General features: G+C 32.0%; 30 protein-coding genes and 1 pseudogene. 25 read left to right on the plus strand and 6 right to left on the minus strand.

Translation table 11 applies throughout. The features are described 5' to 3' along the window. The first annotated feature begins 24 nt into the window (after window positions 1–24). The 5 genes from tnpA (at window position 25) to N3Z16_RS04745 (ending at window position 4,395) form a co-directional block, all read left to right on the plus strand. The gene (gene tnpA / locus N3Z16_RS04725) at window positions 25–462 is read left to right on the plus strand and encodes an IS200/IS605 family transposase (protein WP_282485546.1); all 438 of its coding nucleotides are present in this window, start codon (window positions 25–27) and stop codon (window positions 460–462) included. Between the two features lie 64 nt (window positions 463–526). Further along, window positions 527–3,433, plus strand: coding sequence for a DUF6371 domain-containing protein (locus tag N3Z16_RS04730; RefSeq protein WP_282485563.1), 2,907 nt, complete (start codon window positions 527–529; stop codon window positions 3,431–3,433). Between the two features lie 5 nt (window positions 3,434–3,438). After that, window positions 3,439–3,759, plus strand: a complete 321-nt coding sequence (locus tag N3Z16_RS04735) for a hypothetical protein (RefSeq protein WP_282485564.1) — start codon at window positions 3,439–3,441, stop codon at window positions 3,757–3,759. Then, a complete protein-coding gene (locus tag N3Z16_RS04740) occupies window positions 3,759–4,112 on the plus strand; it encodes a type II toxin-antitoxin system RelE/ParE family toxin (RefSeq protein WP_282485565.1) in 354 nt (117 codons plus the stop codon). The genes N3Z16_RS04735 and N3Z16_RS04740 overlap by 1 nt, the downstream gene beginning before the upstream one ends. Beyond that, window positions 4,105–4,395 (plus strand): helix-turn-helix domain-containing protein, encoded by a 291-nt coding sequence (locus N3Z16_RS04745; RefSeq protein WP_282485566.1) that lies wholly within the window; start codon window positions 4,105–4,107, stop codon window positions 4,393–4,395. Before N3Z16_RS04740 ends, N3Z16_RS04745 begins: the two co-directional genes overlap by 8 nt. A 458-nt stretch (window positions 4,396–4,853) precedes the next feature. On the opposite strand, the pseudogene N3Z16_RS04750 reads toward N3Z16_RS04745, so the two are convergent. Then, a pseudogene (locus N3Z16_RS04750) lies at window positions 4,854–5,983 on the minus strand (IS91 family transposase). 73 nt (window positions 5,984–6,056) lie between these two features. Then, window positions 6,057–6,311, minus strand: coding sequence for a hypothetical protein (locus N3Z16_RS04755; protein WP_282485543.1), 255 nt, complete (start codon window positions 6,309–6,311; stop codon window positions 6,057–6,059). Between the two features lie 641 nt (window positions 6,312–6,952). Between N3Z16_RS04755 and N3Z16_RS04760 the strand changes: the two genes are divergently transcribed. The 4 genes from N3Z16_RS04760 (at window position 6,953) to N3Z16_RS04775 (ending at window position 9,277) form a co-directional block, all read left to right on the plus strand. Then, a complete protein-coding gene (locus N3Z16_RS04760; protein WP_282485567.1) occupies window positions 6,953–7,180 on the plus strand; it encodes an ankyrin repeat domain-containing protein in 228 nt (75 codons plus the stop codon). A 170-nt stretch (window positions 7,181–7,350) separates the two neighbouring features. Beyond that, on the plus strand, window positions 7,351–7,656 hold the full coding sequence (locus tag N3Z16_RS04765; protein WP_282485568.1) for a hypothetical protein: 306 nt from the start codon (window positions 7,351–7,353) through the stop codon (window positions 7,654–7,656). A 6-nt stretch (window positions 7,657–7,662) separates the two neighbouring features. After that, the gene (locus N3Z16_RS04770) at window positions 7,663–8,460 is read left to right on the plus strand and encodes a hypothetical protein (protein WP_282485569.1); all 798 of its coding nucleotides are present in this window, start codon (window positions 7,663–7,665) and stop codon (window positions 8,458–8,460) included. A gap of 472 nt (window positions 8,461–8,932) precedes the next feature. Beyond that, window positions 8,933–9,277 (plus strand): 4a-hydroxytetrahydrobiopterin dehydratase, encoded by a 345-nt coding sequence (locus tag N3Z16_RS04775; protein ID WP_341850327.1) that lies wholly within the window; start codon window positions 8,933–8,935, stop codon window positions 9,275–9,277. A 116-nt stretch (window positions 9,278–9,393) separates the two neighbouring features. On the opposite strand, the gene N3Z16_RS04780 is transcribed toward N3Z16_RS04775, so the two are convergent. Continuing rightward, entirely contained in the window at window positions 9,394–10,038 is a 645-nt protein-coding gene (locus N3Z16_RS04780; protein WP_282485570.1) for a queuosine precursor transporter, read from the minus strand. Window positions 10,039–10,640: 602 nt separating this feature from the next. Here N3Z16_RS04780 and N3Z16_RS04785 point away from each other — a divergent pair. The 3 genes from N3Z16_RS04785 to elbB all read left to right on the plus strand — a co-directional run bounded on the left by N3Z16_RS04785 (window position 10,641) and on the right by elbB (window position 12,214). Beyond that, on the plus strand, window positions 10,641–11,198 hold the full coding sequence (locus tag N3Z16_RS04785) for a 4'-phosphopantetheinyl transferase family protein (protein WP_282485571.1): 558 nt from the start codon (window positions 10,641–10,643) through the stop codon (window positions 11,196–11,198). Window positions 11,199–11,213: 15 nt separating this feature from the next. After that, a complete protein-coding gene (locus N3Z16_RS04790; protein WP_282485573.1) occupies window positions 11,214–11,456 on the plus strand; it encodes a hypothetical protein in 243 nt (80 codons plus the stop codon). A gap of 77 nt (window positions 11,457–11,533) precedes the next feature. Beyond that, window positions 11,534–12,214: an isoprenoid biosynthesis glyoxalase ElbB gene (elbB, locus tag N3Z16_RS04795; protein WP_282486966.1), complete on the plus strand. Its 681-nt coding sequence runs from the start codon at window positions 11,534–11,536 to the stop codon at window positions 12,212–12,214. Here elbB and N3Z16_RS04800 read toward each other — a convergent pair. Then, entirely contained in the window at window positions 12,188–13,078 is an 891-nt protein-coding gene (locus N3Z16_RS04800) for an IS982 family transposase (protein ID WP_341850342.1), read from the minus strand. The genes elbB and N3Z16_RS04800 overlap by 27 nt on opposite strands. Window positions 13,079–13,320: 242 nt before the next feature. Then, window positions 13,321–14,082, minus strand: coding sequence for a thioesterase II family protein (locus N3Z16_RS04805; RefSeq protein WP_282485576.1), 762 nt, complete (start codon window positions 14,080–14,082; stop codon window positions 13,321–13,323). Between the two features lie 383 nt (window positions 14,083–14,465). On the opposite strand from N3Z16_RS04805, the gene htpG reads away from it, so the two are divergent. The 12 genes from htpG to N3Z16_RS04865 all read left to right on the plus strand — a co-directional run bounded on the left by htpG (window position 14,466) and on the right by N3Z16_RS04865 (window position 24,866). Next, window positions 14,466–16,271: a molecular chaperone HtpG gene (gene htpG, locus N3Z16_RS04810; RefSeq protein ID WP_410519608.1), complete on the plus strand. Its 1,806-nt coding sequence runs from the start codon at window positions 14,466–14,468 to the stop codon at window positions 16,269–16,271. Window positions 16,272–16,328: 57 nt separating this feature from the next. Then, window positions 16,329–17,381 (plus strand): IS110 family RNA-guided transposase, encoded by a 1,053-nt coding sequence (locus N3Z16_RS04815; protein ID WP_282485577.1) that lies wholly within the window; start codon window positions 16,329–16,331, stop codon window positions 17,379–17,381. A gap of 308 nt (window positions 17,382–17,689) precedes the next feature. Continuing rightward, window positions 17,690–17,917 carry a hypothetical protein gene (locus N3Z16_RS04820; protein WP_282485578.1) on the plus strand — a complete coding sequence of 76 codons (228 nt, stop codon included), beginning with the start codon at window positions 17,690–17,692 and terminating at the stop codon, window positions 17,915–17,917. Window positions 17,918–18,164: 247 nt separating this feature from the next. Further along, the gene (gene ppa / locus N3Z16_RS04825) at window positions 18,165–18,692 is read left to right on the plus strand and encodes an inorganic diphosphatase (RefSeq protein WP_282485579.1); all 528 of its coding nucleotides are present in this window, start codon (window positions 18,165–18,167) and stop codon (window positions 18,690–18,692) included. Window positions 18,693–18,742: 50 nt separating this feature from the next. Continuing rightward, a complete protein-coding gene (locus N3Z16_RS04830) occupies window positions 18,743–19,087 on the plus strand; it encodes a hypothetical protein (protein ID WP_282485581.1) in 345 nt (114 codons plus the stop codon). Between the two features lie 30 nt (window positions 19,088–19,117). Then, window positions 19,118–19,333, plus strand: coding sequence for an MbtH family protein (locus tag N3Z16_RS04835; protein WP_282485583.1), 216 nt, complete (start codon window positions 19,118–19,120; stop codon window positions 19,331–19,333). 7 nt (window positions 19,334–19,340) lie between these two features. Next, a complete protein-coding gene (locus N3Z16_RS04840; RefSeq protein WP_282485584.1) occupies window positions 19,341–19,763 on the plus strand; it encodes an ankyrin repeat domain-containing protein in 423 nt (140 codons plus the stop codon). 129 nt (window positions 19,764–19,892) lie between these two features. Further along, window positions 19,893–21,131 carry a cation:dicarboxylate symporter family transporter gene (locus N3Z16_RS04845; protein ID WP_282485585.1) on the plus strand — a complete coding sequence of 413 codons (1,239 nt, stop codon included), beginning with the start codon at window positions 19,893–19,895 and terminating at the stop codon, window positions 21,129–21,131. Next, on the plus strand, window positions 21,121–22,098 hold the full coding sequence (sbnA, locus tag N3Z16_RS04850) for a 2,3-diaminopropionate biosynthesis protein SbnA (protein WP_282485586.1): 978 nt from the start codon (window positions 21,121–21,123) through the stop codon (window positions 22,096–22,098). Before N3Z16_RS04845 ends, sbnA begins: the two co-directional genes overlap by 11 nt. After that, window positions 22,088–23,089, plus strand: coding sequence for a 2,3-diaminopropionate biosynthesis protein SbnB (sbnB, locus tag N3Z16_RS04855; RefSeq protein ID WP_282485588.1), 1,002 nt, complete (start codon window positions 22,088–22,090; stop codon window positions 23,087–23,089). Before sbnA ends, sbnB begins: the two co-directional genes overlap by 11 nt. A 2-nt stretch (window positions 23,090–23,091) precedes the next feature. Beyond that, a complete protein-coding gene (locus N3Z16_RS04860) occupies window positions 23,092–23,802 on the plus strand; it encodes a DUF1015 family protein (protein ID WP_282485590.1) in 711 nt (236 codons plus the stop codon). Between the two features lie 173 nt (window positions 23,803–23,975). Beyond that, window positions 23,976–24,866: an IS982 family transposase gene (locus tag N3Z16_RS04865; RefSeq protein ID WP_341850339.1), complete on the plus strand. Its 891-nt coding sequence runs from the start codon at window positions 23,976–23,978 to the stop codon at window positions 24,864–24,866. Between the two features lie 109 nt (window positions 24,867–24,975). On the opposite strand, the gene N3Z16_RS04870 is transcribed toward N3Z16_RS04865, so the two are convergent. Next, window positions 24,976–26,289 carry an IS5 family transposase gene (locus N3Z16_RS04870; RefSeq protein ID WP_282485558.1) on the minus strand — a complete coding sequence of 438 codons (1,314 nt, stop codon included), beginning with the start codon at window positions 26,287–26,289 and terminating at the stop codon, window positions 24,976–24,978. A gap of 170 nt (window positions 26,290–26,459) precedes the next feature. Here N3Z16_RS04870 and N3Z16_RS04875 point away from each other — a divergent pair, with 170 nt between their 5' ends. After that, window positions 26,460–26,786 (plus strand): hypothetical protein, encoded by a 327-nt coding sequence (locus tag N3Z16_RS04875; protein ID WP_282485593.1) that lies wholly within the window; start codon window positions 26,460–26,462, stop codon window positions 26,784–26,786. Window positions 26,787–26,802: the final 16 nt, after the last annotated feature.

A 26,802-nucleotide genomic window follows, 5' to 3' on the forward strand; every position in this document is an offset into this window, starting at 1 on the left:
ATGATGCGGTAGCATCATAAGTCTATGACTTACTATAACAAAAGATCACATTCAGTTTTTTATCATCGTTATCATATAGTATGGATAACGAAATATCGCTATAAGGTACTTACTTACGACATAAAAAAACGTGTTCGGGAACTAGTGTTACAGGTAGCTGAGGAAATGAGTATAAAGATAGAAAATGGCGTTGTATCAAGCGACCATGTCCATATATTTGCAAATATTCCTCCGCATATTAAAATTAGTGAATTTGTTCAGAAAGCTAAGGGAAGATCATCTAAAAGAATACAGGAAGAATTTCCGATACTAAAAAAGAAATACTGGGGTAGACATTTATGGGGCAGAGGATACTTCAGTTCAACTAGCGGTAATGTTACAGATGATATGATTAACGAATATATCAACAAACACACTGACGCTCATGAGACCGACTTTACTTCAAATATTAGGCTAGAATGAGCTTTAGCTTGATAAGCGACTTCTAGTCGCAAAGATCAAACTTTCATCTCTCAGATGAAAGTGGTTGATTGCCCTAAAAGGCGAGCAGATAATTAACCATAGAGAAAGTCAAACCACTCAGGAGGTACAACCGCCTAAGAAGAGCAATAAGGTAAGGGCAGGAAGTAGAGCGCAGAGAGAAGCCGGAGCTTCTACTCCAAAGATTGATTTTCAAAGTTTAAAATCCTCATTAACAAGAGGACATCTTGAGCAAATATTCAGGGATTACGCGCAAAAGATTAATCCGGACGGTAAAATCGTTAAACGAGGTAATAGTATCAGTTGTGGTTCATTGAATATGAATCTTGATAATGGATTATGGCATAGATTCAGCGACGGAAATAAGGGGGATGTATTTGAGTTCATTTGCCGGGTAACCGGTACTTCAAAAAGAGATTCCTTATTAACTGTTGCCGATATCATCGGTATTAATGCCGGGGTAAATAACAGCAATAAATTAGATAACAGGAATGATGCCGGTTATGATGATAAGGATAGCAAACAAACGTTAGTAGTGCGGGATAGTTTTGAAGTATATCCGGTAATACCGGCAACTGCTCCAAGGCTTAATATTGATAAGCATTTTAGCTGGCTAACAAAAACAAATCAAATTGATAACATCTGGACTTATCGCAACCGGAGAGGTGAGCTTATCGGCGGTACTATCAGGGTAGTTGATAAGGTAACAGGTAAAAAGCAGGTAATGCCCGTATGCTACTGCCGTAATGAGAAAACCGGCCTGGATGAATGGAAATTAAAAGGATTTACGGATAACGGTCATAAACCGATATACGGGATAGAGAAAACGGTAAATGAGAAAAAGCCTATATTAATAGTAGAAGGAGAAAAGACAGCTGATTATGCCGGAAGATTATTGCCTCAATATTGTGTAATTTCCTGGATGGGAGGAGCGCAAGGAACGGCTAAAGTTAACTGGCGACAACTAACAGGAAGGGAGGTAATAATCTGGCCTGATAACGACGCAGCTGGAAAGGAGGCCGCTAAATCAATATTGCAGGAGCTTAACAAGGCAAATGGTTTTAGCGGGTTTGCTGGTCTAGTCGATACAAAAAGCCTAAACTTACCCGAGAAGTGGGATTTAGCCGATAAGATGCCTGAGCATATTACGCTGGAAGCAATAAAAGAGGCAATAAATAACTCTCAAAGCAAAAATAGCACAATAGGAGCCTTTAGAGCAGAAGCCAAGCAATATGAAATAAAGGGAGAAGAAAAAATATTCTGGCAACAGTTATCGATCGGTATTAAGGATAGTAGCTTAAGAATAAAGCACAAATCCGGTTTATATCAGGAGCTTGAACGAGCCCTTGCAAGTAGCGAGGTACTAAGCTACATGGATTATGCTACTGCTAAGGGTACGGACGACCCTGTTCATCAGTTTTTAGGTTTTAAAGACGGTTTATATAGGGAAATGCTTGCAAGTTCTACTCTCAATTACCCGGAAGTTAATGCTAGTAGCGAGCAGGCAAGCAGAATTAAGCAGTTATTTGAAAGGGATAAGGATGGTAATTACCTGGCAAAGCCAAAGGAAATAGTTACAGAAATACAGAATATATATGCCAATAACACTAGCGGATATCAAATTAATAACGATCAATATATTGCTGACAATAAGAAGCTTGCAGCGACTAATGTAGAAAAAGCCAAACTGCATGAAATACTTATGAAGGATTTCTGTGTGTTGCATCAGAATCAGTTAGGAGTAAGGGATCTGGTTAATATCCATAAGGAGAGAATAAGTAAGGATTTATATGAAATCATTAGCAATTATGTTGTAAATCACAAAAATAGCCAGAGTGCCTTAAAGGATTCTGATCGCATAAAGATAGCAGCGTTTGCCCATGATAAAATTAATAGCGTTAAATGGTGGGAAGGACTTGCCTGTGCCCAGATAAAACTGGTTAAAACCGGCAAAATGGAAATTACAACCGAAACCGAAAAAAGGTCTGAAGTCATAGCAGAGCATGTAATAGCGGCAATGGAAAGATCAGGTGTGAAGAATGAATCTGTCTTTGCTAGAGTAGAAGCTCATTATCTTGAATATATTACGGCAAGTGCTAATAACATGAATAATAAGAAGTTATTAGGCAAGCTGGTAGCAAGAGCAGTTTATGAAGAGGAACATATTAAAAGATGCCGTGCTAATATGCGCCTGTTTTTAATTGAAGATGGAAGGTTAGATGAACCGGAAACGGCAGGTACTAAGTTATGGCAGGATATTACGGCTGAAAAACTGGTTGCAGCAGAGTGGCATATTCAGGAAAAACAACCGAAGCTCGAACATAATGAAGTCCGCTCCATTGCCAAAGAGCTGATATACGATAATTATGAACAGGAGATAGGTAGGGTTATAAAAGATAACCCGGTAGTATCGCAGTTAGCTAAGTGCAATCCGGTAGTAGCAAGGTATTTAGCTACAGGCTTAGTGGATTTTAGGAATAGTTATGGCAAGGATTTACTAACTGAGGTCAGGGCAAAAATTATGGAAGAGGTCTCAATAGTTCAGGCGGATTTACATGAAAAGATTGATAACAGGATGCAGGATTCTGATGATGGAATATTATCCGGGAAGCATAAATCCTTAAGCAGTAATATACTCGATACCGGTTTACTTGCTAGTGATAGAGAGATGACGGCAAAATCTGTTACTAGCCGGGCGGGAGAAGATTTAACCCATAGCCTGTTATTAAGGGGTGGTTCATACTATGAGCAATTGCACGATCATCATCAATACCATAATCATGGCATGAAAACAGATCATGATTATTATTACGGTTTAGAACATGAGTACCGGCATGAGATAGCCACTCAAGTAAAGCAAACCAGAGCCATGCAGTATGAGTATCATCAGGAGATGGAACAAAAGCATCAGAGGCAAGTCAATATCAACAACGATATTAATATTAATTATTAGACAAAATGATGGTTATTTCCACTCCTTTCTTTAGGTATGAAAATAATAAAAATATTAAGTACGGGGTTATTATAATGATAATTAGATTTTTTAAAAAAACTATTTTTTTATGTGTTGCGGCTTTTTTGTTTGTTCAGGCAGTTTTTGGGCATAAAGTTGAAGATTCTATTGCCACAGCTCAAAAGGGTGCACTAGAGCAAACTTGCCAGATTATAACATATGAGATGGCTTATGATTTGTTATATACCTGTCCTTTAGATTCAAATAAGCAAATTGAGGTTAAGAAGCACTTGCAATATAGTACCAAATATGGTACATTAGCTTAATGAGCCAGGATTCAAAAAAATTAACTGTTCATTTTTATAGAAATCTGAATGGGAAGGAATCAGTTAGAGAGTGGCTTTTATCACTTGATCGAGAAGATTGTAAAGTGATAGGAATAGACATTAAAACAGTAGAATTTGGATGGCCTGTTGGCATGCCTGTTTGTAAACCTCTAGGTAGGGGAATTTATGAGGTAAGATCAAATTTAAAAGATAATATAGCCAGAACCATCTTTTGTATTGAAGAAGACCAAATGATACTTCTTCATGGATTTATTAAAAAATCACAGAAAACTCAGGATAAAGAAATCGAACTAGCTTTAAGAAGAAGAAAAGAGGTATTGAAAAATGAATAAAATAAATCAGAATCATATAGGAACAAACTTTGACGATTTCCTAGAGAAAACCCAACTACTTGACGAAGTGATAGGGATTTCCCATAAACATGTATTGTCTATGCAAATTAAACTTGCTATGGAAAAAAAGCATATAACGAAAGCAGAAATGGCTAAAAAAATGCATACTAGCCGTTCAGCTGTGGATCGATTGTTAAATCCTAATAATCCGAACACTACTCTTGATACTATTGATCGGGCTTGTATAGCTTTAGGGATGAGACTTAATATTTCTTTGATATGAGTCATTTTTTCCATAAGATAAACTTCCGCTGCTATTTTATGATAACTACCTTATAGAAATAAATTGAACTTATTCCTAGTACTTGTGCATTTAGGCGGTATTCTTTTTTCTATGTGGTTATGCCGAAAATTAACTCGTATTTTTTAATAAGCTTATCTTCTAGCTCTTGATTTCTATTATTAAGTAGAAGTTATAAAATCCTGTCCACATCAATTAGCGCTGCCGTATCATTTACATTCTTAAATTATATGTTCTAGTATAGGAAATTCAAAATTTGCAACCAGAAAAATCATCAATCAGCTTTTTAAAAATTCGTTTAATAAATATGTAGTTACCAGCCACAATATTAGAAATTATCAACACTTTTACAAAAATCTCTGCCAGAATCTATCTAAAAATAGGTTCAGTTTTACAAATTATGTGGCCAAGACGTGAAAGAAGTGTTCGCCATAATGATGTTATCTAGGCGTTGATAATAATTCATTGGTTCTTATTAATAACAATGGCGGAGATAAACCGTAATAAACTTGCCGCAGATTCATACATTTATTGCAATTATAGCAAAACAGAGGATCTATTTTAAAATTCAACCAAATCATTAATCTCCAACTAATGAGCTTAGTTTTCTTATGAACGATTTGATTAATTGCCTTATATACGATAGGTAATTGTACGCCCCTAGTTCTATTAGATAAAAAACCGTAATACCTAATCATTCGAAAATAACGATCTGGTATATGCATAATCAGACTAGCTATGAACTGCATCACGGGCATAGTTATGCGATCAATTGTATTATTATAGTGATCAAGAAATTTAAACGTTACCTGCTTTCCGTCGTAATTTTCTATTCTTGTCTCGGAAATAGGGGGCGTTTTATATACCGCCCTAAATATTCTATGTTGCGTTTATGATCATCCGATGGTTTTTGTAAATAAACATACCAACTGATTTCGTATAAACTACTCATCCAGTTATTAAAATTCTCAGCATTTTGATATGCGGACGGCAACTTCAAATTACTTGAGATATATTGAAAGCGAAATAACTCAAGGACTCTATGTCTCCACATTTTTTTAATAGGTTCGGCAGGAAAAAATAATTTTTGCCACTTGCCTTTGCTATTTATACCGCCGCAAGTAACCGATAAATGGATATGAACATTGCGTTTTAAATCTCTACCGAAAGTGTGTAAGGCAGTAAATATACCAACCACAAGATTTTTCTTTGTAGCTATCTCCTTAATAATTCCTGCTGCAATACCGGAAATCAATCCAAACAGATCACGATTGAGCCAAAATATCGGCCATAAAGAGTCCGGCATTGTAAATGTAATGTGCTGCCATCGTGTTTTTGGTAGAACATTGCTAGCCTTACTCACCCATTGATCCGTTTGTTTCTTACCACAACGAGAACAAAACCTACCTTTACAGCTGAATGCTACCGATTTATTGCGGTTACAATCACGGCAGCTATAACGTTTAAATCCTAAATATTTCGTTCCACACGATATAACTTTAGTGACGTTGAAAATAATGCCGTATCTTAGCTTGCCGTATTTTTTAGCGAAATCGAGACCAATTACCACGGTCTAGAAAAATATGTTTTATAGATATTCCTTTACCGACTATTTCCATAAATTACTTATAGTTAATGTTTTCTTACCAAGGAATCTTTCTTCCTTTGCGTTCTAAATCAAATTCTTTACAATCAGGGCAATAGTAAACAGAATTATACTTATGATTGGGAGATATTTTTCGCAACATTATCCAGAAAGCCTTGGCTATTTCCTTATCTCCTTCGGAAAAAATCTTTTTGATCCTGCTGTAAGGAATTGCTTGCTCTTTAGAAATGGCCTTAAGAGTTTTTACCGCTAATTCATTGACCAAATGCTGCTCAGAGTGCAAGTTACTCATAACTCAATTATATATTATCTTATGTATGTCTAACATTCAGTCTTTATAACTCAAGTTAAAACAAATCAAATACCAGTATTATAATCCTCCATAAATATTTATCGGTCAAGAGTATCTTCTTTTAAGCTGCCACCGATAGGTGGCTTATCTTGCTCTTGTTACCAGGATTTTTTCCCTATTTTATAAATAATTTTTTATAGCTGTTAAGTCTTTTAACATGTTAAGGCAAAAATTGGATGATTCTTTAGTCATACCAGTTACCGCGTTATACATATAATGGTTCTTCATCTCATTTCTTTATCTCGAATTGACTCATGGTTGAAATCCAGCTAGAATTGTAACTGGAATAACTAACCCTGTTAGATATTCTGGGGTTTAGCAACCTCTTGTTACTGTGGTATGTATTAGCCATAAAATAATACGGTCCTCGATGCCATGATCGGGGTGATGGTAGTTGTATGTCCAGGATCTGAGTGTTTAAACTTGGGTCTAAAGCCTATCGTAAACTGTCAGTAACAGTTTTGCTAACCCCCGATCACCAATGTGAAATTAAGTAAGATTTAACTCTTTGGTGGTTTAAAAATAATGAGGTTCTCTAAATAAAGAAACCTTCTTGTTTAACTAAAAGGGGAGAAATATTAATGACAGGTAATCAAGATCCATTACAATTTGCGTTGTTTAAAGCAGCCAAAATTGGTAACATAAAACTAATGCGAGAATTTATTGAAGCAGGGGCTGATCCTTTTCTACTTGATACAGAAAACTGTAATGCTATTACATATGCCATGAAGAGCAATACACTGGACCAAAATTCTTTGCTTATGGAAATAACTGAAATCACTGATGGTTTTAAAAAGAATAGACAGTAATGAATGGTAAATAAAAAACTATTTAGTTTTTTAAAAAATAGTCCAAACCTTTTTGACTACTGATAATTTTTAGTTTAGTTTTAGAATTTACAATTCACTTATATAGTTAAAAAAATTTAGGTTATGATATTATTTAATAAAGTATAATTTAAAAACTAAGAAATACATAAATGAGCAAAAAGCATAATGTTTTAGAAGTTTCAGCTAAGAGTACCAAAGAACAAATTTTAGCTGCCTATAACGAAGTATTAACCAAGTTAACCGAAAAGCAGCTGTCTACTCCTCAGGAACAAAAAAAGCAGGAAGAGGAACAGAATATTATCAAGAAAACTGCCAGTCACTCACCAGATAACATATTGACTGACTTAAGTAATTTAAAGTCAAAAACCATTAAACAGATTGATGGTTTATCTGAGCAGCTATTAAGTGAATTTCAAAAGCTGGCAAATTTGCGCCAAGCGATTACTATAGAATAAAAACACTTGGAAGAGTTATATCAAATCAATGAGACTGCAAATACTTTATCAGCATTATTACAAACTCAAGCTGAACAAAAACAACAGTTTAAACTAGATATGGAACTGAGTAGACAAAATTTTGAACAGGAAATGGCTAACTCATTATTACAAACTCAAGCTGAACAAAAACAACAGTTTAAACTAGATATGGAACTGAGTAGACAAAATTTTGAACAGGAAATGGCTACTCAAAAATTGCAGTGGCAAGAACAAAAATCAAAACTTGAACAGGAATATAAAGAACGAAAAGAGCTGCTTGAGAAGATAAGAAAACGTGAGGAAGAAGAATATGGATATGCATTGGAATTAAAGCAACGTAAAGAAATGGATGAATATAATGATAAAAAATTTTCCATGGAAAAAGAATTATCCGACTTAAAAGACAACTTATCCAAACGGGAAGCTGATTTATTGGAAAAAGAGAAAGATTATGAATCTTTAAGATTGCAAGTTCAACAAATACCGGACAAGATAAAGGAAGCAGTAACAAATAACGAAAAAGCTTTGGAAACAAAGCTTCTAGAACAATATGAATTTGCTACTAAACTTAAGCAACAGGAATACGATGGAATATTAAAGCTAAAAGAGCAGAGTATCAATTATCTTGAAGAGAAAATAAGAAAACAGGATGATTTGATTAAAGAGCTTACTGAAAAAGCAGATATGGCAACTCAGCAAGTTCAATCAATTGCCTGCCGCGCATTGGATACATCAGCACAGCGTTTCTTAGCTACTACTAACAAAGTAGAAGAGAAAGCATGATTAATGGGTTTTTGTACCTGAATTTATAATAGGGATTTTTTAAGTAAAGAGAGAACAACTTTTTGCATCAGAGGTGCAAAAGTCGGTTATGATATAGAATTAACTATTCTATTACAAAAAGGGTTAAAAGATATTGATAACTTGAAAAATACTAGTCTGGTAAAAAAGTTTGTTCGTATATTGTATTCCTTGAATTATTTTTTTGTGTAAAATATCAGTAACAGCTAGAGTGGTAGTAATCACTCTTAAATATATAGCATAGATTCAGGTAGCAGTAGTAATGTTTTCCTTCATATAAATTAAGCTTAAATTGTATTGATACAATAAATGAATTAATTATTTTGATATTGATTACATCCCTGGATTTTATGATTCAATTACATTTTGTAATAAATAATTTTATAGGCTATAATGATTAGAATTACTGTAAATCTTATACAGCTAAAACAGATACTTATAGATAGGTATATACATGGAAAATGATGATACTCACTTATTAGACAAAACTTATATTCCATATCAGGAAAAGAGATCTACCTTAAGTTCTGATCTAGCTTTAAGGTTATTATCAGAATTAGGAAAAATTTGGATTATTAATGTTGATGGTCAATTATATAAAGAATATTATTTTGATAATTTTATTGATGCAATCAAATTTGCTAACGAAGTAGCTGAGATAGCGGAACTGCAGAACCATCACCCTGACCTAGAAATTTCTTGGGGGAAATGTAAAGTTAAAATATGGACCCATAGTATTAACGGTCTAACCGAAAATGACTTTATCCTGGCAGCAAAGATTAACAGCTTATTAGCATAAGTATGAAGTTAATAAACTTTGTAATATTGTAATAATGTCCTTTTTTTATGCTTTACAGGTAGGGTTTATACTTAAATAAATAAGTGTATAGCTTATCATAATTATTAAAATAATAGTTATGGTAATTTTTTTATGTGCTTTATCAAACTAACAATTGCATAAAATAATGGAGTACTACATATTGCAAAGAATAGTTTGTATAAATAGCTATTAATTATAAGTGTGCTCATTTTATCGATTGGTAGTGCACCAAAAAGGCTCATAAAGCTAATCACAATGGTTGTATCTACTAATAATGAGATGGCAGTACTACTGTTATTTCTTAACCATAAATACTTACCTTTGGTTATTTTGCGTATCCATAAATAAATATTAATATCAATTAGCTGAGCGGTATAACAGGCGATAATGGAGCCAACAAATGCTACACTATATAACCCAAATACTTTATGAAAAATTATATCGTCAATTTTGGACCATTCAGTTGCAGTGAGTGAATCCATAATTGCTATTAATATCGCTACCATTATATTCATTGTTAATGCAAGCTTGACACAAAAGTTAGCTTTATTTTTACCATAAAACTCGGCTATTAAATCTGTCAGTAAAAAAGTTAGAGGGTATGTTATGGCTCCCACTGACAGTTCAAAAGTATGAAAAGGTAATATTGGTAAAACAACAAATTTTTGATATATCATATTACCCATAACAATAAGTACCGCAAATAATACGCATATTGTTGTATAAATTTTACCATCCATGTTTAAGTTTTTTATCCTCTTTGAAATAGTATGTTTTTTGGGGCATGCATAGTAATGTGATTTTTTAATATAAGTCAATATTTCGATTTTTATAATATTGGGAAGCATTTTCAAAAGCTAAATAGAAAATATAGTTCAAAATAATACTAATAATATACACTTTTACAACATGGCTATCTATCCTATAAACATTTACAACACTAAACTAAAAAATATCTAATAATCATTAGCATATCTATTCCATATTAAATGTAATTAAATTTACTATCCCTGTTATATTAGATAATGAAAGATAAAAATTTTTAGTTATATTGAAAACATTTCCTTAGTAATATGGTAATAACCAAATATTAGTTGGTATAAATAATACTATGATTAACAATATAGATAAAATTACCAGGCTTAAGCTTACTAATAGTATATTTGAGTGCAGTATTTTCAATCAATTGGTATTTAACACAAGTGTAAATAAAGTATTTATCTTCATCGTAAATTTAACTAGTCATATAAATAATATATCCACGTACTGGGAATACCTTTCGAGTCAAGAGAAAACAAAAGCAAACAACTATCATACTGAATATTTAAGTAACAAATACATTATGTCACATGGTATTTTAAGGTATATTTTGAGTTTCTACACAAAACAACATCCTCAAAAAATCGAATTTAATTATAATGAATATGGAAAACCTTTCTTAAAAAATAGTAATATCCAATTTAATATGTCTCATTCCCATAACATGGTCAGTTATATGATAGCTTTAAACTGTAGGGTGGGTATCGATATAGAATTACATGATAAAAATCTAAAAGTTGAGGAGCTTGCTGGTTTTGTACTAACTCCAGAGGAGCACAAATATTTATCCAGTCTTAAACCTCGAGATAAACTGAGTTTTTTTTATACTTTCTGGACCAAAAAGGAAGCTTTAGTAAAGGCTATTGGTCAAGGATTATCTTATCCTATTAATACCATCGAAGTTATGAGATTATTACCTGGTAAAGGCATTCTGCTTAATGATATGAATAATGAACTAAGTCAACAATGGTATTGCTATGAAATAGAAGTCCCTGAAAATTACTCCGGAGCTATTGGAATAGAGAATAAAATAGATGAAATAGTTTATCTAGAAATGAACAATCAACAAAATAATTTTTGATAATATAGGATTATAATGACTAAATTAGAGTCTCAGCAGAGAATAATTGAATTCTTAAATGAAGAATTTGCTAAAATAAAACAGTGGCAGCAAACCAATCAAAAAGTTAAAGTGAAAGCAGTAGAAAAAAAAGCTAAAAAGTTGCTTAATGATATTGAATTAATGTTGAGAATCAATGCAGGTGATAATGAGGTAAATTTAAAGATTACTGAAATTAAAAAAGAAATAAAAAACTATTTTTCATATTTAAAACTATAATATTCAAGAAATTTTAGACTTTCACTAATTAGCTGCTACAATTATAAAACATATTATATATTTTATTGAAAGAAATTATGATAAGAGTTGCCGTGGTAATTTCAGGTTGTGGTCATCTTGATGGAGCTGAAATTTCTGAAACAGTATTTACATTACTTGAACTGGATAGAAATAATGTTGAGACTAGAATTTTTGCTCCGAATCAGAAACAGCATTATGTCATCAATCATTTGACTAAAAAAGAAGTAGTTGAGGAGCGTAACGTCCTTGTTGAATCTGCACGTATTGCTCGTGGAGCAATTCAGTCATTAAATGAATTGCAGGTAAAAGATTTTGATGCATTAATTTTACCTGGAGGGTTCGGAGCAGCTACAAATTTATCAGACTTAGCATTCAAAAATGAAAATGCCACAGTAATTGAAGATTTACGGAAGATAATCATAGAGTTTTATAAGTTATCAAAGCCTATTGGAGGAATATGTATTTCTCCTGCGGTTTTAGTTTTAGCTTTAAAAGATTTTGTACAAGTAAAAATTACCCTTGGTGATAAAAATGAACTTGTTGCTAAATTGGGGGCATTGGAAGAAGTTTGTGCGGCTGATGGTATAGTTATAGATTGGGAAAATAAACTGGTTACTACTCCTGCTTTTATGATAGATGCACCCTTAACTCAAATACATACGGGAATTAGTAAACTGGTAAATAAAATCATTGAAATGCACAATCACACCTTAGTTCGGGATAAGGGCATAGTTTAGAGAAAGATCAAAATCATAATTTATTGAAGGTTTATTTTTCTTGAGGCAGTAAGATATAAAGGTGGATAGTATATGTACAAAGGCGTTGATTGGTGATCTATGTCTGGTGTGCTCAAGGTTCATTTTATTTTTCAAATAATCAAATACAGTTTCAATTATATTTCGTTTGCGTAATAAGATTTTTTCCTTTAAATCCATTAATTTATTCGGCATATTCTTTTTAATTCCATGCACCATTTTCAATCCCCTTTCATATAAATTGACGAATAGATTTTGTTTAATATAACCTTTGTCGGCGTATATAAAACCAGTTAAATCTCTTGTTAAATCAGGCACAGGAACTCTATCATCTACATTTCCTTTAGTCATTTTTAGTGCAATAAATTCACCTTTTTCATTGATAACTAAATTTAATTTAAACCCATAAAAAAAGCCCATAGATGATTTACCTTGCTTGGCAAGCCCTGCAAATGTTTTATTTCTATAGCGTCTTTTATTGTGGCAGATTTTGATTGCAGTAGCATCCATAAAATATGTACCAGTTTCTTCGCCAAACAACATATGCAAAAGTATATTAAATGGTAAAAATAATCTAGACATTAGTTCTACAAAACGGTTATAACTCAAGGCATGCGGAAAGTCGTCTTTGTGGATATATTCTATACAAGTTTTGTAAAAATATTTAAAGTTTTTTGCATGAGACGTATGGTACATTACCATGATCGTCATGATTTCGCTCAAGCTCATACTACATAAGCGATTTCGTTGTTTATTGCTGGGTAATAATTGCTTTTTTTCGTAGCCAGAGTAAATTTGACAAAAATCATCTATAAAGCTGTACAATTCTGTGATATCTTTTTTCATGCCTGTGGTTGCCATTTTTTGTTAAAAAAACAGCTTTACCACAGGTGCAAGTACCTCGCAACCCTTATATCCACCCTGTATTCATCCAATCCTTATCCCGAACTGGGGTAATCACATAAAATCTCCGGGAGGAATAAATGAGCGCTAAAAATATAAGGTATTTTAATAGCAAGTATCCTGGATATGATGTATATAATAAATGCAAAATTTCTTAGGCTAAAAATTAGATTTCTCCAGATATTCTAATTTAAAGTGACAAACTGCGTAATTTCTTTATATAAAATCTTGTTTACTATATTAATCACTTTTTGGTAAGAGGATTTAATAAAAAAGTGATCACCAGGTAGTAATTCGTATTGAAATAAAGCAGTAGTCTGTTCCTGCCATTTTAGTAAATCTTGGGAGTCAAATGTATCATCATTCAGACCTCCTAACGCCATTATGGGGCAAGCTAGGGGTGGTTCGCTATAATAGCTGTAGGTTTCAGATATACAGAAATCAGCACGTATTATTGGTAGGAATATGTCCATCAGTTCCTTGTTCTCAATTATATCTCTTGGAATTCCATTATATTCACGAATTTTTTGGATAAGTTCTGGACTTGGTAAGCGATGAATAGGGGGTCTTTTTAGCGGTACTTGTGGCGCCTTGGTTCCTGATATAATTAAGCTTTTGGGTTGCTGCATTGCTTTTTTTCGCAATATGCGTGTAAATTCAAACGATATTAACGCTCCAATACTGTGACCAAACAGAATATAAGGTTTATCAAGGTAGTTATGAAAATTTAAGGATAATTCATTAACGATGTCTGATATATTATCCAGTAAAGGTTCACTGAATCTACTCTCACGTCCCGGTAGTTGAATGGCAATTAGATCTACATAATCAATTAGATCTTTAGCCCATTCTCTGTAAGCTGAAGCACTACCACCGCCATAGTGAAAACAAAATAGCCTAATATAGGAATTTTTATTATATTTAAACGGTACAAACCAACCTGACATATACTTAAAACTTAAATTATGTTTTTACCTTAGAAAATGTTGCTAAGAATATTATTTCTATTGTTAATCTAATGCAAGTATAAACACAGATATAAAAATAGATACTTGCTACACAATAGCCAATAATTATTAGTATTATTGTTATTTTATCAATTAAATGCTTAATAGTATGTATGCATTGCTTAATGATATTGACGATAATTATTGGTTTTATTATCCTGACCTCATGCTGAAGTTAAAAAAACTTATTATATTTAGAAAAGGATGATCTTGCTTTTTTAGCAGCTCATTTAATAGAATATAATAGCTTAATAATATTCAGGTTTTAAGCTTGGCAATTATGTGAATATATCTAAGATAGGGAAATATTTTTAGGAGTAATTATGGTTTACGAGAAAAAAACTTTCGGTGCTGAGGTTGATAAAATCCTGCACATAATGATCCACTCTCTTTATACTAATAAAGAGATCTTTATGCGTGAGTTAATTTCAAATGCATCAGATGCATGTGATAAGCTACGTTATTTATCACAAATTACTCCTGACCTATTAGGAAATGATACTACTTTTAAAATCACAGTGAGAATTGATAAGGATAACAGGAATATTATTATATGTGATAATGGGATTGGCATGAATAAAGAAGAGTTAATAGAAAATCTTGGTACTATAGCAAAATCTGGTACTCAGAATTTTCTTCAGTACCTTTCCGGTGATGCTAAAAAAGATAGTATGTTGATAGGTCAATTTGGGGTAGGATTTTATTCTGCATTTATGATAGCAGAATATATAACCGTTACCTCCAGAAAAGCAGGAGAAGAAAGAAGCTATACCTGGGATTCTGACGGTTTAGGAGAATATACAGTTGCAGATACAGATAGAGAATTCTCACGTGGTACTGAAGTATTAATTCATGTTAAAGAAAAAGAAGATGAATATCTAGATCATTTTAGGTTAAAAAATATAGTTAAAAGTTATTCTGATCATATAGCAATTCCTATATACTTTATTAATACTGATAATAATGAAATTCAGCTTAACTCTTCATCAGCACTCTGGACTAGGCCAAAATCTGAAATTACTCCTGAACAGTATAAGGAATTTTATAAAAGCTTATCTTATGCAATGGATGATCCGTGGTTAATTATGCATAATAAAAATGAAGGAGCCATAGAATTTACTAACTTGTTATTTATTCCATCGGCTAAACCTTTTGATTTATTTAATCAGGATCGTAAAAAAAGCGTTAAACTATATATAAAACGAGTTTTTATCTCTGATGAGAATATTGATTTGATTCCAAATTATTTAAGGTTTATTCGAGGAGTGGTAGATTCAGAAGATTTACCTCTTAATATTAGCCGGGAAACTTTACAACATAATCCAGTACTTGAAAAAATCAAATCATCAATCATACAAAAAGTAATAAATGAGTTAAAAAAGAAAAAAGAGGAATTAATAGAGGATTATCTGAAATTCTGGAATAACTTTGGTAGTGTTTTAAAAGAAGGTCTTTGTGAATCAGGTTTTGATCATGAAAAGCTGCTTGAAATATGTATATTTAGAAGTAGCATTCATAACAGACTAATCAGCCTGGATGAGTATATAAGTAACTTTAAGGAAGGACAGAAAACCATATATTACCTGAGTGGTGATAATGTTGATAAGTTACTGTCTAGTCCTCAAATTGAAGGTTTCTTAAATAAAGGAATAGATGTACTACTTTTTACTGATCCGGTAGACAATTTCTGGGTAAATAATTATATCAGATATAAAGATTACGATATTAAATCAGTTACTAGAAGTAATATAGATCTGGAACAGGATGTTGATAAAGATAAAGAAAAAGGAGCTAATAATGAATCCTCTAAAGATATCAAGCAAGATGAAGGTCAATACAGTGAGTTAATTGAATATTTTAAAAAAGTGTTGGGTAATTTAGTGAAGGATGTAAAGATATCCAGAAAACTTACTTCGAGTATTGCCTGTCTAACGGTAGGTGATAGTGGTATGGATATATATACAGAAAGGTTATTGATGGAGCAAAGAAGGTCTTCTTTGCCGGTACCTAAGGTATTGGAGGTTAACCCTAAACATCCTATAATACAGAGGATAAATAGTGATTTGCTTGCTGAAGATCAGCATTCTATTATAATGGTATGGACCTACCCTAGTATACAGAATCTATAACAAATGTTATTGTTCTAGAATAGGAAATGAATCCTAAACAACAATAGAGAGGTCCACATGACAAATATTACTACAATAGGTATTGATATAGCAAAAAGAATTTTTCAGTTTCATGGTGTAGATAAAAATGGCAAGACTGTGTTGAAGAAAAAACTAATGAGGGATCAGGTATTAACTTTTATAGCTAATTTACCTAAATGTTTAGTAGGTATGGAAGCTTGTGGAGGTGCTAATTATTGGGCTAGAGAAATTAGCAAACTAGGGCACGAGGTAAAATTAATGGCGCCACAATTTGTAAAGCCATATGTAAAAACTAATAAAAACGACCAAGCTGATGCAGAAGCAATATGTGAAGCCGTATCAAGACCAAATATGAGATTTGTTCCGATTAAAAGTATAGAACAACAGGATATCTTATCAATTCATAGAGTAAGGGCTAGATTAGTAAAAAATCGTACTGCTCTTGCTAACGAGATCCGAGGGCTATTACATGAGTTTGGAATCATTATTCCTCAGGGTATAAATAAAATTACATCAAAGTTAACAGAGGTTCTAGACAGCGGGAAATTAAGTCCAATAAGTCAGCAAACTTTCAGTGATTTAAAAGAGGAATTTATCGAGAATGATAAGAAAATAAAATGCTTAGAAAGTAGACTAAAAATAATGGCTAGTGAATTAGATAAGTATCAACAAATAATTGCTATACCTGGTATAGGTTTAATTACAGCTACTGCCTTGATAGCATCTATAGGGAATGGTAGTTGTTTTGAGAATGGTAGGCAATTATCCGCATGGCTTGGATTAGTGCCAAGACAAGCTTCTAGTGGTGGTAAAGAGAAGCTGCTTGGAATCAGTAAAAGAGGTGATATATACTTACGTACATTATTAATTCAAGGAGCAAGAGCTGTACTTAATACAAAACTAAGATTTACTACTGAATCACAGAAAGCTAAAAAAGATTATAGCAAATTTGCACAATGGATGTTTAATTTATATGACAGGAGTGGGCATAACAAAACAGTTGTGGCTGTAGCTAATAAATTAGCCAGAATTGTATTTGCAGTGCTAAGCTCAGGTAACGATTATGTAGAGAATAAAGTGTGTAGTTAGGGGTAAGTGACATGGTGTTATTTACTCAAGTAGCTACTATAATTTCAGGAATATGCGAGAGGTGATAAACATTGATGGCAAAATAAGACAAATCTTATACTTACAAAAAAACTGTTTTACTCATGGGCTCAAACACGAAGCCGATATTATGATTATGTTAAGTTTGTAAGTGGCGAATTTCCATCAGGGCTGTAGAGTAAATGATTTAATAGAACTATTTACTTAACTATAAGTCGGATACATGACTGCATTTTGATTTTTTTGCTATTAATATTATTTATTTCTTGCATTATCGGGGAGGTCCATACATGAATAATGAAGAGCTGGTCAAGCTTATATTTGATGAAGCATGTATTATTGAAGGTCAACTTCCATCTAATGTAGTGGAGTTTTCACAGAGAATTAATAATATTATAGAAAAAATTCTATCTGTTACAGGAACAGATAATCACATACCCATAGTAGAAACTATCGAATTCAATAAATCTAAAAGCACTTCTACTAAGAAGAAATCAACTAAGTCAAAAAATTCCTAAGTAATACTTACTTAATAAGATACAAGTGCCTATATATAAGTTAGCACTTAAGTGCGTTTAAGATAAGGAGTTATAAGTAACATAAATACTACATTATAACTCCTTATAGATATTAGTTATAGTGAGTGTTACTTGAAAAAGGTTTTACTTTTATCAATAATTAGCTTGAGATGAAAAAATTATGTTAAATTATAATATAATTAATTTTTATAAACGATTAATTATATAAAAAAGAGGAAATAAATAGATGCAGATAGATAAGATTACATCAGAAAAAATACCGGATGAATTTAATGTGATTATTGAAATCCCTATGAACGATAATCCTGTTAAATATGAGCTTGATAAAGAATCCGGTGCTATATTTGTTGATCGGTTTATGCAGGTATCAATGTTTTATCCATGTAATTATGGATTTATTCCTAATACTTTATCTGGTGATGGAGATCCAGTCGATGTGTTGGTTTTATCTAACTATCCGATTATACCGGGTGCGATAGTAAAATGCAGGCCTATTGGAGTATTAATGATGGAAGATGAGTCAGGTCTGGATGAAAAGATTATTGCTGTTCCTGTATCTAAGGTTGACATATCTTTTGATAATATACGAAATATTACTGATGTTGCCGGTATTGTGAAGAACAGAATAAAGCATTTCTTTGAACATTATAAAGATATGGATAAAGATAAGTGGGTAAAAGTTTTAGAATGGGGTGATATTGAAATAGCAAAGAACCTAATCGAAGAAGGGGTTAAAAGAAATTTATCTAATTGAAGAAAAATCAAACAAAAAGTAATTAGGAGGTCGCCGGTATGATAAATGAATTGGTACAAAGATTAAGTGAAGGCAAGCATGAGGTTGTAATAGGACATAGAGATGAACCTTATGAAGAAATAAAAGAGCGTATTGAAGACGGTTATATACATATCAAATTTACACAAACCAGGGGTGGTACTGAACTTGGGATTAACGTGGATTTAAATAGTACAAATGTAAAAGATTTAGATTTTACTAAAGGAGAGGGTTTGTTACATATTGAAGGTACAACTAATCTGAATTATAATGCTGTTAGACTTATAGCTGATATTGATTTGGCATCTAGAAAAGGAGAAGGATATTTGGAAGTAGTCTCTGAAGAACCAATAAATATTGATAGTACATTTAATTAATTATTTAATATAAAAAATAGGTAATAAAGTATGTCAGAAGAAGATAATGAAGAATATATATGCCTTATTAATGAAGAGGAGCAATATTCTATATGGTTTTCATGGAAAGAGATACCTATTGGTTGGAAGCAGGTTGGTCCGAAAGGAACTAAGCAAGAGGTTTTAAATTATGTAAAAGAAGTGTGGACCGACATGAGACCTAAGAGCCTTAGGGAAGAGATGGATAATAAAGCTCTAATGAATTAATTATAACATGAGTAAATTCAGTCCAGATTTTGATTACATGAAACTCATTGAGATTTACTATACACCTGTTGTGGAAAACGTATTTGATTTGATATATAGGTCACGATTTGAAGCTGTGAAATCTCAAGTAACCAAGGGTGTTGTTGAGATTAACTCTTGGAATGATAAAGGTCAAACACTGCTTCATTACGCATTACTTTATAATCAAATTAAGATAGCAGAATTTTTAATATCACAAGGGGCGGATTTAAAAGCTAAAGATAATAGCGGACAAAAAGTTGAGAATCTTATACAGGAAAAATGTCCATATATATTTGAAAATATGCATAACGATTCTTTATCTTCTTTAACTTTAGTAATCTCTGACCAGGAGTTAATAAAAGATGACCAGATACAGGAACTGGTAACGTTGAAAGTTGTTGCTGTGTAATATTTTAAAAATCGAGTTACCTGGGGTGTACTAGAAATTTTAGTACTTTATGATCGAAGGATAAAGCCAAAAGCTCAATAAATTGACAAGTGTAGGGTTTTTATTCTAAATAGTATGTCTTAGTGTTATATGTATAACAAAATAATAAAAATTGTATACTCTTTTAAAAGGAACATTCCTGTTCAAGTAATAATAGTTCTAGTACTAACGATAGCTTTTGGTGAGTGCATTCCAGAAGATATAAAGCGGGTTTTGTATTCTATAAGTTTTATTCTAAAGGAAGTGTTATTATTAACACTTCCTTTAGTAGTTTTTTGTTGTGCATACGTTAGTGTTTCTACAATCAAACATAAAAAATCTATAGGTATATTTCTTTTATTGTTGTTTGTAGCAATTTATATTTCAAACTATACAGCAACTATGGTGGCATATGGGGTAGTCTTGCTTGCAGAATCTAATATAAATGTTCAACAGGTAATTTTAGCAGATGGCAAAGAACTTAGTCCTATATGGAACATATCATTTAATATGATATCTCTGGATAGTAATTATGCTTTAATAGTAGGATTTATAGTTGGTATATATGAACTTTATATACCACTGCAGTATGGTAATTATAAGTTAAATGTTTTAGCCAAGAAATTTGTAGACTATTTTTTAAGCAGTGTCTTTGTTAGGTTATTTCCTTTTTTTATACTAGGTTTTTTTATCCAAATGCAGCATAGTGGGCTTCTTTCTAAGACTATTGAGAAGTTATTACCACTTATAGTACTTATAAGTGGCACTTACATATTTTATTTATCTTTTTTATTTGCAGTCATAGCAAATTTTAATCTGAGGTTATGGATTTCTTATATAAAAAACGTAATACCTGCAGCTCTTACAGGTTTTTATACAATGTCCAGCTTGGTTACCATGCCAATTACAATAATGTCTACAGAGAAAAATATAAAAAATCCAGACATGGTTCGTCTAGTAATACCGATAGCTACAAATATTCATATGATAGGACTTGCTATTAATATTCCAATGATGGCATTAATCATACTTTTAAGTTACGGCTATGAGTTACCTACTTTTACAGTTTATTTAATATTTGCTTTTAATTTTGCTTTAATGCAGTTTGCAGCAGCTGGAGCACCTGGATGTGGGGTGTTGCTGATGCTGCCATTATTAGAAAAATACCTAGGTTTTACAAATGAAATGTCTGCTTTAATAGTAGCTATATATATACTATTTGATGCTACAGAAACAAGCGCTAACGTAATTGGCAACAGTGCCCTTGCTGTTCTCTTGTCAAAACTTGCTAAAGTTTTGAAATTATCATGTTATAGTTCATCTAAATTAGAAGATAATAATGTTTGTTAATACTTATTCTCAGATAGGAATCGCAAGATTGTTTCATGAGTTTTCAGAGTTTATTGGAGTTAAAAGAGCTTTTATAAAATACGAAGGATTAAATGTAGCAGGTTCTATAAAACTTAAAACTGCAAAATATCTAATTAGTGGCCTTGAAAAAGAATTTGGAATTACTCCAGGTAAAAATACTATCATAGAATCCTCATCTGGTAATTTAGGTATAGCATTAAGTATTGTATGTAAATCTAAGGGGTATAAATTTATTTGTATAACTGATCCTAATACTCTTCCTTTTGCTGAGTCATATATGAAAATATATGGAACTGAGATAATTAAAGTTACAACAAGAGATGAATCTGGAGGATTTCTAGCAAGCAGAATAAAATTGATACATAAAATGATTAGTGAAAATCCAAAGCTGATTTGGACTAACCAGTATGCATCAGAGTATAATATTAAAGCTCACTATAAAACTACAGCTAAAGAAATAAATGAGTTTATACCTAAACTCGATTATCTTTTTATAGGTGCAGGAACTACAGGTACTTTAGTAGGGTGTGCTAAATTTTTTGCAAAATATTCACCACAGACAAAAATTATAGCAGTTGACAATCAGGGATCAGTAACATTTGGTTTTCCTCCTGGTCCTAGATATATCCCTGGTATTGGAACAAGTAGGAAACCTGAAATAGCATCTTTATACAATGTGCATGATGTGATAATGGTATCTGAAACAAAAACAGTAATAATGTGTAATTACTTACTTAAAAAATATGGGATGTTTCTTGGGGGATCATCAGGTACGGTAATACATGCAGCAAAGGATTACTTTAAATCTCTAAAAAATAAAAATGTATCAGTTGTGGTAATATCACCTGATTTTGGAGAAAAATATATAGACACATTATATAATCCGGCTTGGGTAGAAGATAAATTTGGAATTAATATAAGAAAAGAGGCATTTTATGACAGGTAAGTTCTCTATAATAACATCAGCGGCAATAAAAAAAATAATAAAGTCACAATCTCATAGCATATACGAAATGGTAAAATTAGCATATATAAAACAGGGAGAAGGAATAGCTAAAAATCCGTCAAGCTATTTTTTAACATTTCCAGATAAACCAAAATCTCGTATTATTGCATTACCTGGGTTAATTAGCCAAAATCCAAGAATTGCTGGAATTAAATGGATTTCAAGCAATCCTGATAACTTATTAAACGATCTGAAAAGAGCCTCAGCTGTAATTATTCTTAATGATTATGATACAGGCTATCCTATAGCATGTATTGAAGGAAGTATTATAAGTGCTCTTAGAACAGTTTACTCAGCAATTATAGTAGGAGAGTATTTGTCTGATGTTAAACACTCTAAAAAGGTTATTGGTATAATAGGAACAGGTAATATTTCTAAATATTTTGTAGAATCCATAATCAGTGAAAGATGGAAAATTGATCAAATAGTTTTATATGACAATAACGATAGAGCAGCTGTTAAATTAAAAGGAGAAATTCAAAATTTAAACAGCAACATAAAAATTGACATACAAGATGATCTAAATACATTAATCATAAATTCAGAAATTATATTCCTGTCCACAACAAGTCAGGAACCTTATATAAGAGATTTCTCATTATTTAAATCCAACACCATTGTTTTACATATTTCTTTGAGGGATTTAGCTCCTGAAATACTAACAGCTTCAAATAATATTGTAGATGATGTAGATCACGTACTGAATGCAAATACATCTCCTCATCTTGCATATCAAAAAACTGGGAATAAAAGCTTTATAAATTGTACCGTCTATGAATTAATTAATGGTTATAACAATTTTGATCCTAAAAAAACAATAATTTTTTCTCCTATGGGTATGGGGATACTGGATCTGATGGTTGCAAATTATTTATATGAAGAAGCCAAAAGACAAAACCTTAATATAGAAATCAATAATTTTTTCCAATAAAAATGTATAATATCTATCCATTTAGGGCAATTGTACCAGGTGCAAAATCCCCCTATGAATATGAAATTAAAAATAATTTCTTACACCTTAAACAGGATATTGTAAAAAACAATTTTAAACGTGATTGTGGAATAAAACATATCCTTAGTATGGTGCAGAAGAATTATTTGGTACAACAGAAAAGAAAAGGGTTTTATTGCTGCAATATTAATGCTCCAGGAATTTCTACTACAGGATTACTTGCCCTAATTAAATTAAATAATATAGGAAAAATAATTTTTGAGCATGAGAGGTGTGTTGATTATAAAAGAGATCAGTATATACAATATTTTAAAAAACATAAATTACAAACTAGTCCTATCATCCTGATTCATAAAGATATGGAACAAATAAATTTAGTTCTCAATAATATCATTTCAAAACAAGAAAGTTTTTTTTCAATAACAGATCAAGAATATAAATATGATTTATGGGAATTAGAAGATACTTTAGAATATCAAAAGTTGTATAATAAGATACTTAAGTTTTTGATTGCAGATGGACATCATAGGATAGCTTCTCTTAGTAAGATTGATATAAATGCATATGTTTTGGTATTTTTAGTATCTGAAGGTAATATAAGATCTGCAAATATATTAAGAGAATATGTTAATACAAGTGATGAAATAAAAAGTAGATTGTCTTTCCGTCAAAATTCTAAATTTTTGATGTAGTTTTAATAATTTTAAAAGTCAATCATCGCATTTTTATTTTTTTGGGGTATTTTTTTACCAAAAATACCCCAGTTCGGGATAAGGATTGCATAAATATATAGTAGATACAAGGGTTGCAAGATGGTGATGCCTGTGATAAAGCTCTTTTTTAACAAAAAATGGCAACCACAGGCATGAAAAAAGATATCACGGAATTGTACAGCTTTATAGATGATTTTTGCCAAATTTACTCTGGTTACGAAAAAAAGCAATTATTACCTGGCAATAAACAGCGAAATCGCTTATGTAGTATGAGCTTGAGCGAGATTATGACGATCATGGTAATGTATCATACGTCTCATGCAAAGAACTTTAAATATTTTTACAAAACTTGTATAGAGTATATCCACAAAAACGATTTTCCGAATGCCTTAAGTTATAACCGTTTTGTAGAACTAATGTCTAGATTATTTTTACCGTTTAATATACTTTTGCATATGTTATTTGGCGAAGAAACTGGCACATATTTTATGGATACTACCGCAATCAAAATCTGCCACAATAAAAGACGCTATAGGAATAAAACATTTGCTGGGCTTGCCAAGCAAGGCAAATCATCTATGGGCTTTTTTTATGGGTTTAAATTACATTTAGTGATCAACGAAAAAGGTGAATTTATCGCGCTAAAAATGACTAAGGGAAACGTAGATGATAGAGTTCCTGTGCTTGATCTAACAACGGATTTAACTGGTTTTATATACGCCGACAAAGGTTATATTAAGCAAAATCTATTCATTAATTTATATGAAAGAGGATTGAAAATGGTGCATGGAATTAAAAAGAATATGCCAAATAAATTAATGGATTTAAACGAAAAAATCTTACTACGCAAACGAAATATAATTGAAACTGTATTTGATTATTTAAAAAATAAAATGAACCTTGAACACACGAGACATAGATCACCAATCAATGCCTTTGTGCATATACTATCCACGTTTATATCATATTGCTTTAAAAAAAATAAACCTTCAATAAATTATAGTTTTGATTTATCTCTAAACTACGCGCTTATCCCGAACTGAGGTAAAAATATAAAATTTAGGTGCTATGATGGCAAAAATTCACAATTTACTCATGATTCTCTCTTGAGCAATGCTAATTGCTTAAATTATTAAGATTTTCGGAAAATTATTATGCGGTGGATTCTTTGAGAATATTAGTGATTCTACGCAAATTCAAGCCAACGGCAGAGATAAGCGGATTAACGATATCTCCAATTATTCCCTTAAGGTAGTTTCTACCCATACGACCAAAATTCTTTAGATGACCTATTATCGGTTCAATTGCACTTCTCCGCTTTTGCATCTTTTTGTCATCGGTTGATAAAGCTTTCTTGGTCTTGGCGGTAAAAACCTTGCCTTTTTCTTTGAAGTTATGGCCGGTGTAACCAAGATCTACAAAAATTTTGCTAGTCTCCGGACTTAGCTTGCGCAGCTCCGATACCGTTTGATCTAAAGTATGTCCGTCGTAGGGGTTACCGTGAAAAGATTTAACCCCAAGAATAAAGTTGCCTCGGCCGCTTACTGCAATCCCGACTTTGTTACCAAATTCGTAAGGTTTATTCATTTTACCCTTGCCGATACACTCTACCTCCGGAGCATGAAAGCTATAGACTATCTTATGCTCTTTTTTATAAATATCCTTGTCCTTTTTCTTAAGCACAGACTGGGCATGAATATTTTTAACTCTCGTAAAAATGGCGCTATCCTCAGCAGATAGTTCTAATTTTGATTTTTCTATACCTCTCCAGCATATACGGATCAACCTACCTAAGCGGACTTTTAAGCTTATCATTATTTTTCTACGTTGCCTTGCTTTACTATCTTCCTTGTACTTCCAAAGCTTGATCGTCTTATATTTAAAACTCTTGGCGTATGTCTCGTTAAGCGAAATACCAAGTCGTTTACAGAGATCTACTACTTTTGCTCTTGCGGTCTCCATTAAATGTACGTCATGTGGATGTTTGATATTCTTAATCTGTACAGTCGTATCTATAATCGCCGATTCCAAGTCTTTTTTTTTGAGTGCTCCGACCTTCAGTCCTATACGCAAAAGCTCTTTTAGAATCTCTTTATATCCTTCCTCTCCCAGAGCATTGCGGAATCTACGTATAGTCGCCTCCGATACGTCAATATCTTGTTGCATATACTCATAGCCGCAAAAATATTGCCAATATATATTTTCCTTTAATTCTTCCTCCGTAAACGAATCAGAACCGTTATACATAGCTTGCAGCATTGATAGTCCTAGCATTACTCTATGATCCTTCTTATTTCTACCGAATTGCTTGATTTCAACCTTAGCTAATGCCAGCGCTTCAAGTTCAGACCAATTTACCAAATCTCTCAGTTTATATAATTTGTTTTTGCGATTTAGTTGTATAGATAATTTTTCACCAAATAATCTTTCTTGTTTTTGAGAAAAACTAATATTTTCTATAGGCATATACTTTAAAATCCATAAGCTTTATGCGCTAATTATAACATTTTCTTATGGATTTCGTAAGCCATTTATAACATGAAACCCCTTCTAATTCAGGGGTAGAGAGTTTTGACGGAGAGACTAGATTACTTTCTAGTTTAAATAAAAATTTTAGTATAAAGAAGCTTAATTGTATGGAAACAATTAATATATCTGATAAGATCTATATAAAAATTGATGATACTATATATGTAGTAGAAGGATCGGAAATGTTTTTCCTAAGACTACAAGTTCTTGAGTTACTTAATAATGAGATAAATTATTTCAATAGAAAATTGAATTTCTATAACATGGATTATAAGTCAAGCAAGGATAAGTTAATAAATACCTCTAAAGAAGTGGCTGTTTTTATTCCTGCGTATGTACTAAAAGATGATATTAAGTATTTTATTTCTCCTCCTCATTCTACTCTGTTTTATCCTAAATTACCAGAAGGACTTGTTTCTTTTCTACATGGGTGATTAGTGAACGATTACT

Source organism: Candidatus Megaera polyxenophila, from assembly GCF_029982035.1.
In the GTDB taxonomy this organism is placed as follows: Bacteria; Pseudomonadota; Alphaproteobacteria; order Rickettsiales; family Rickettsiaceae; genus Megaera; species Megaera polyxenophila.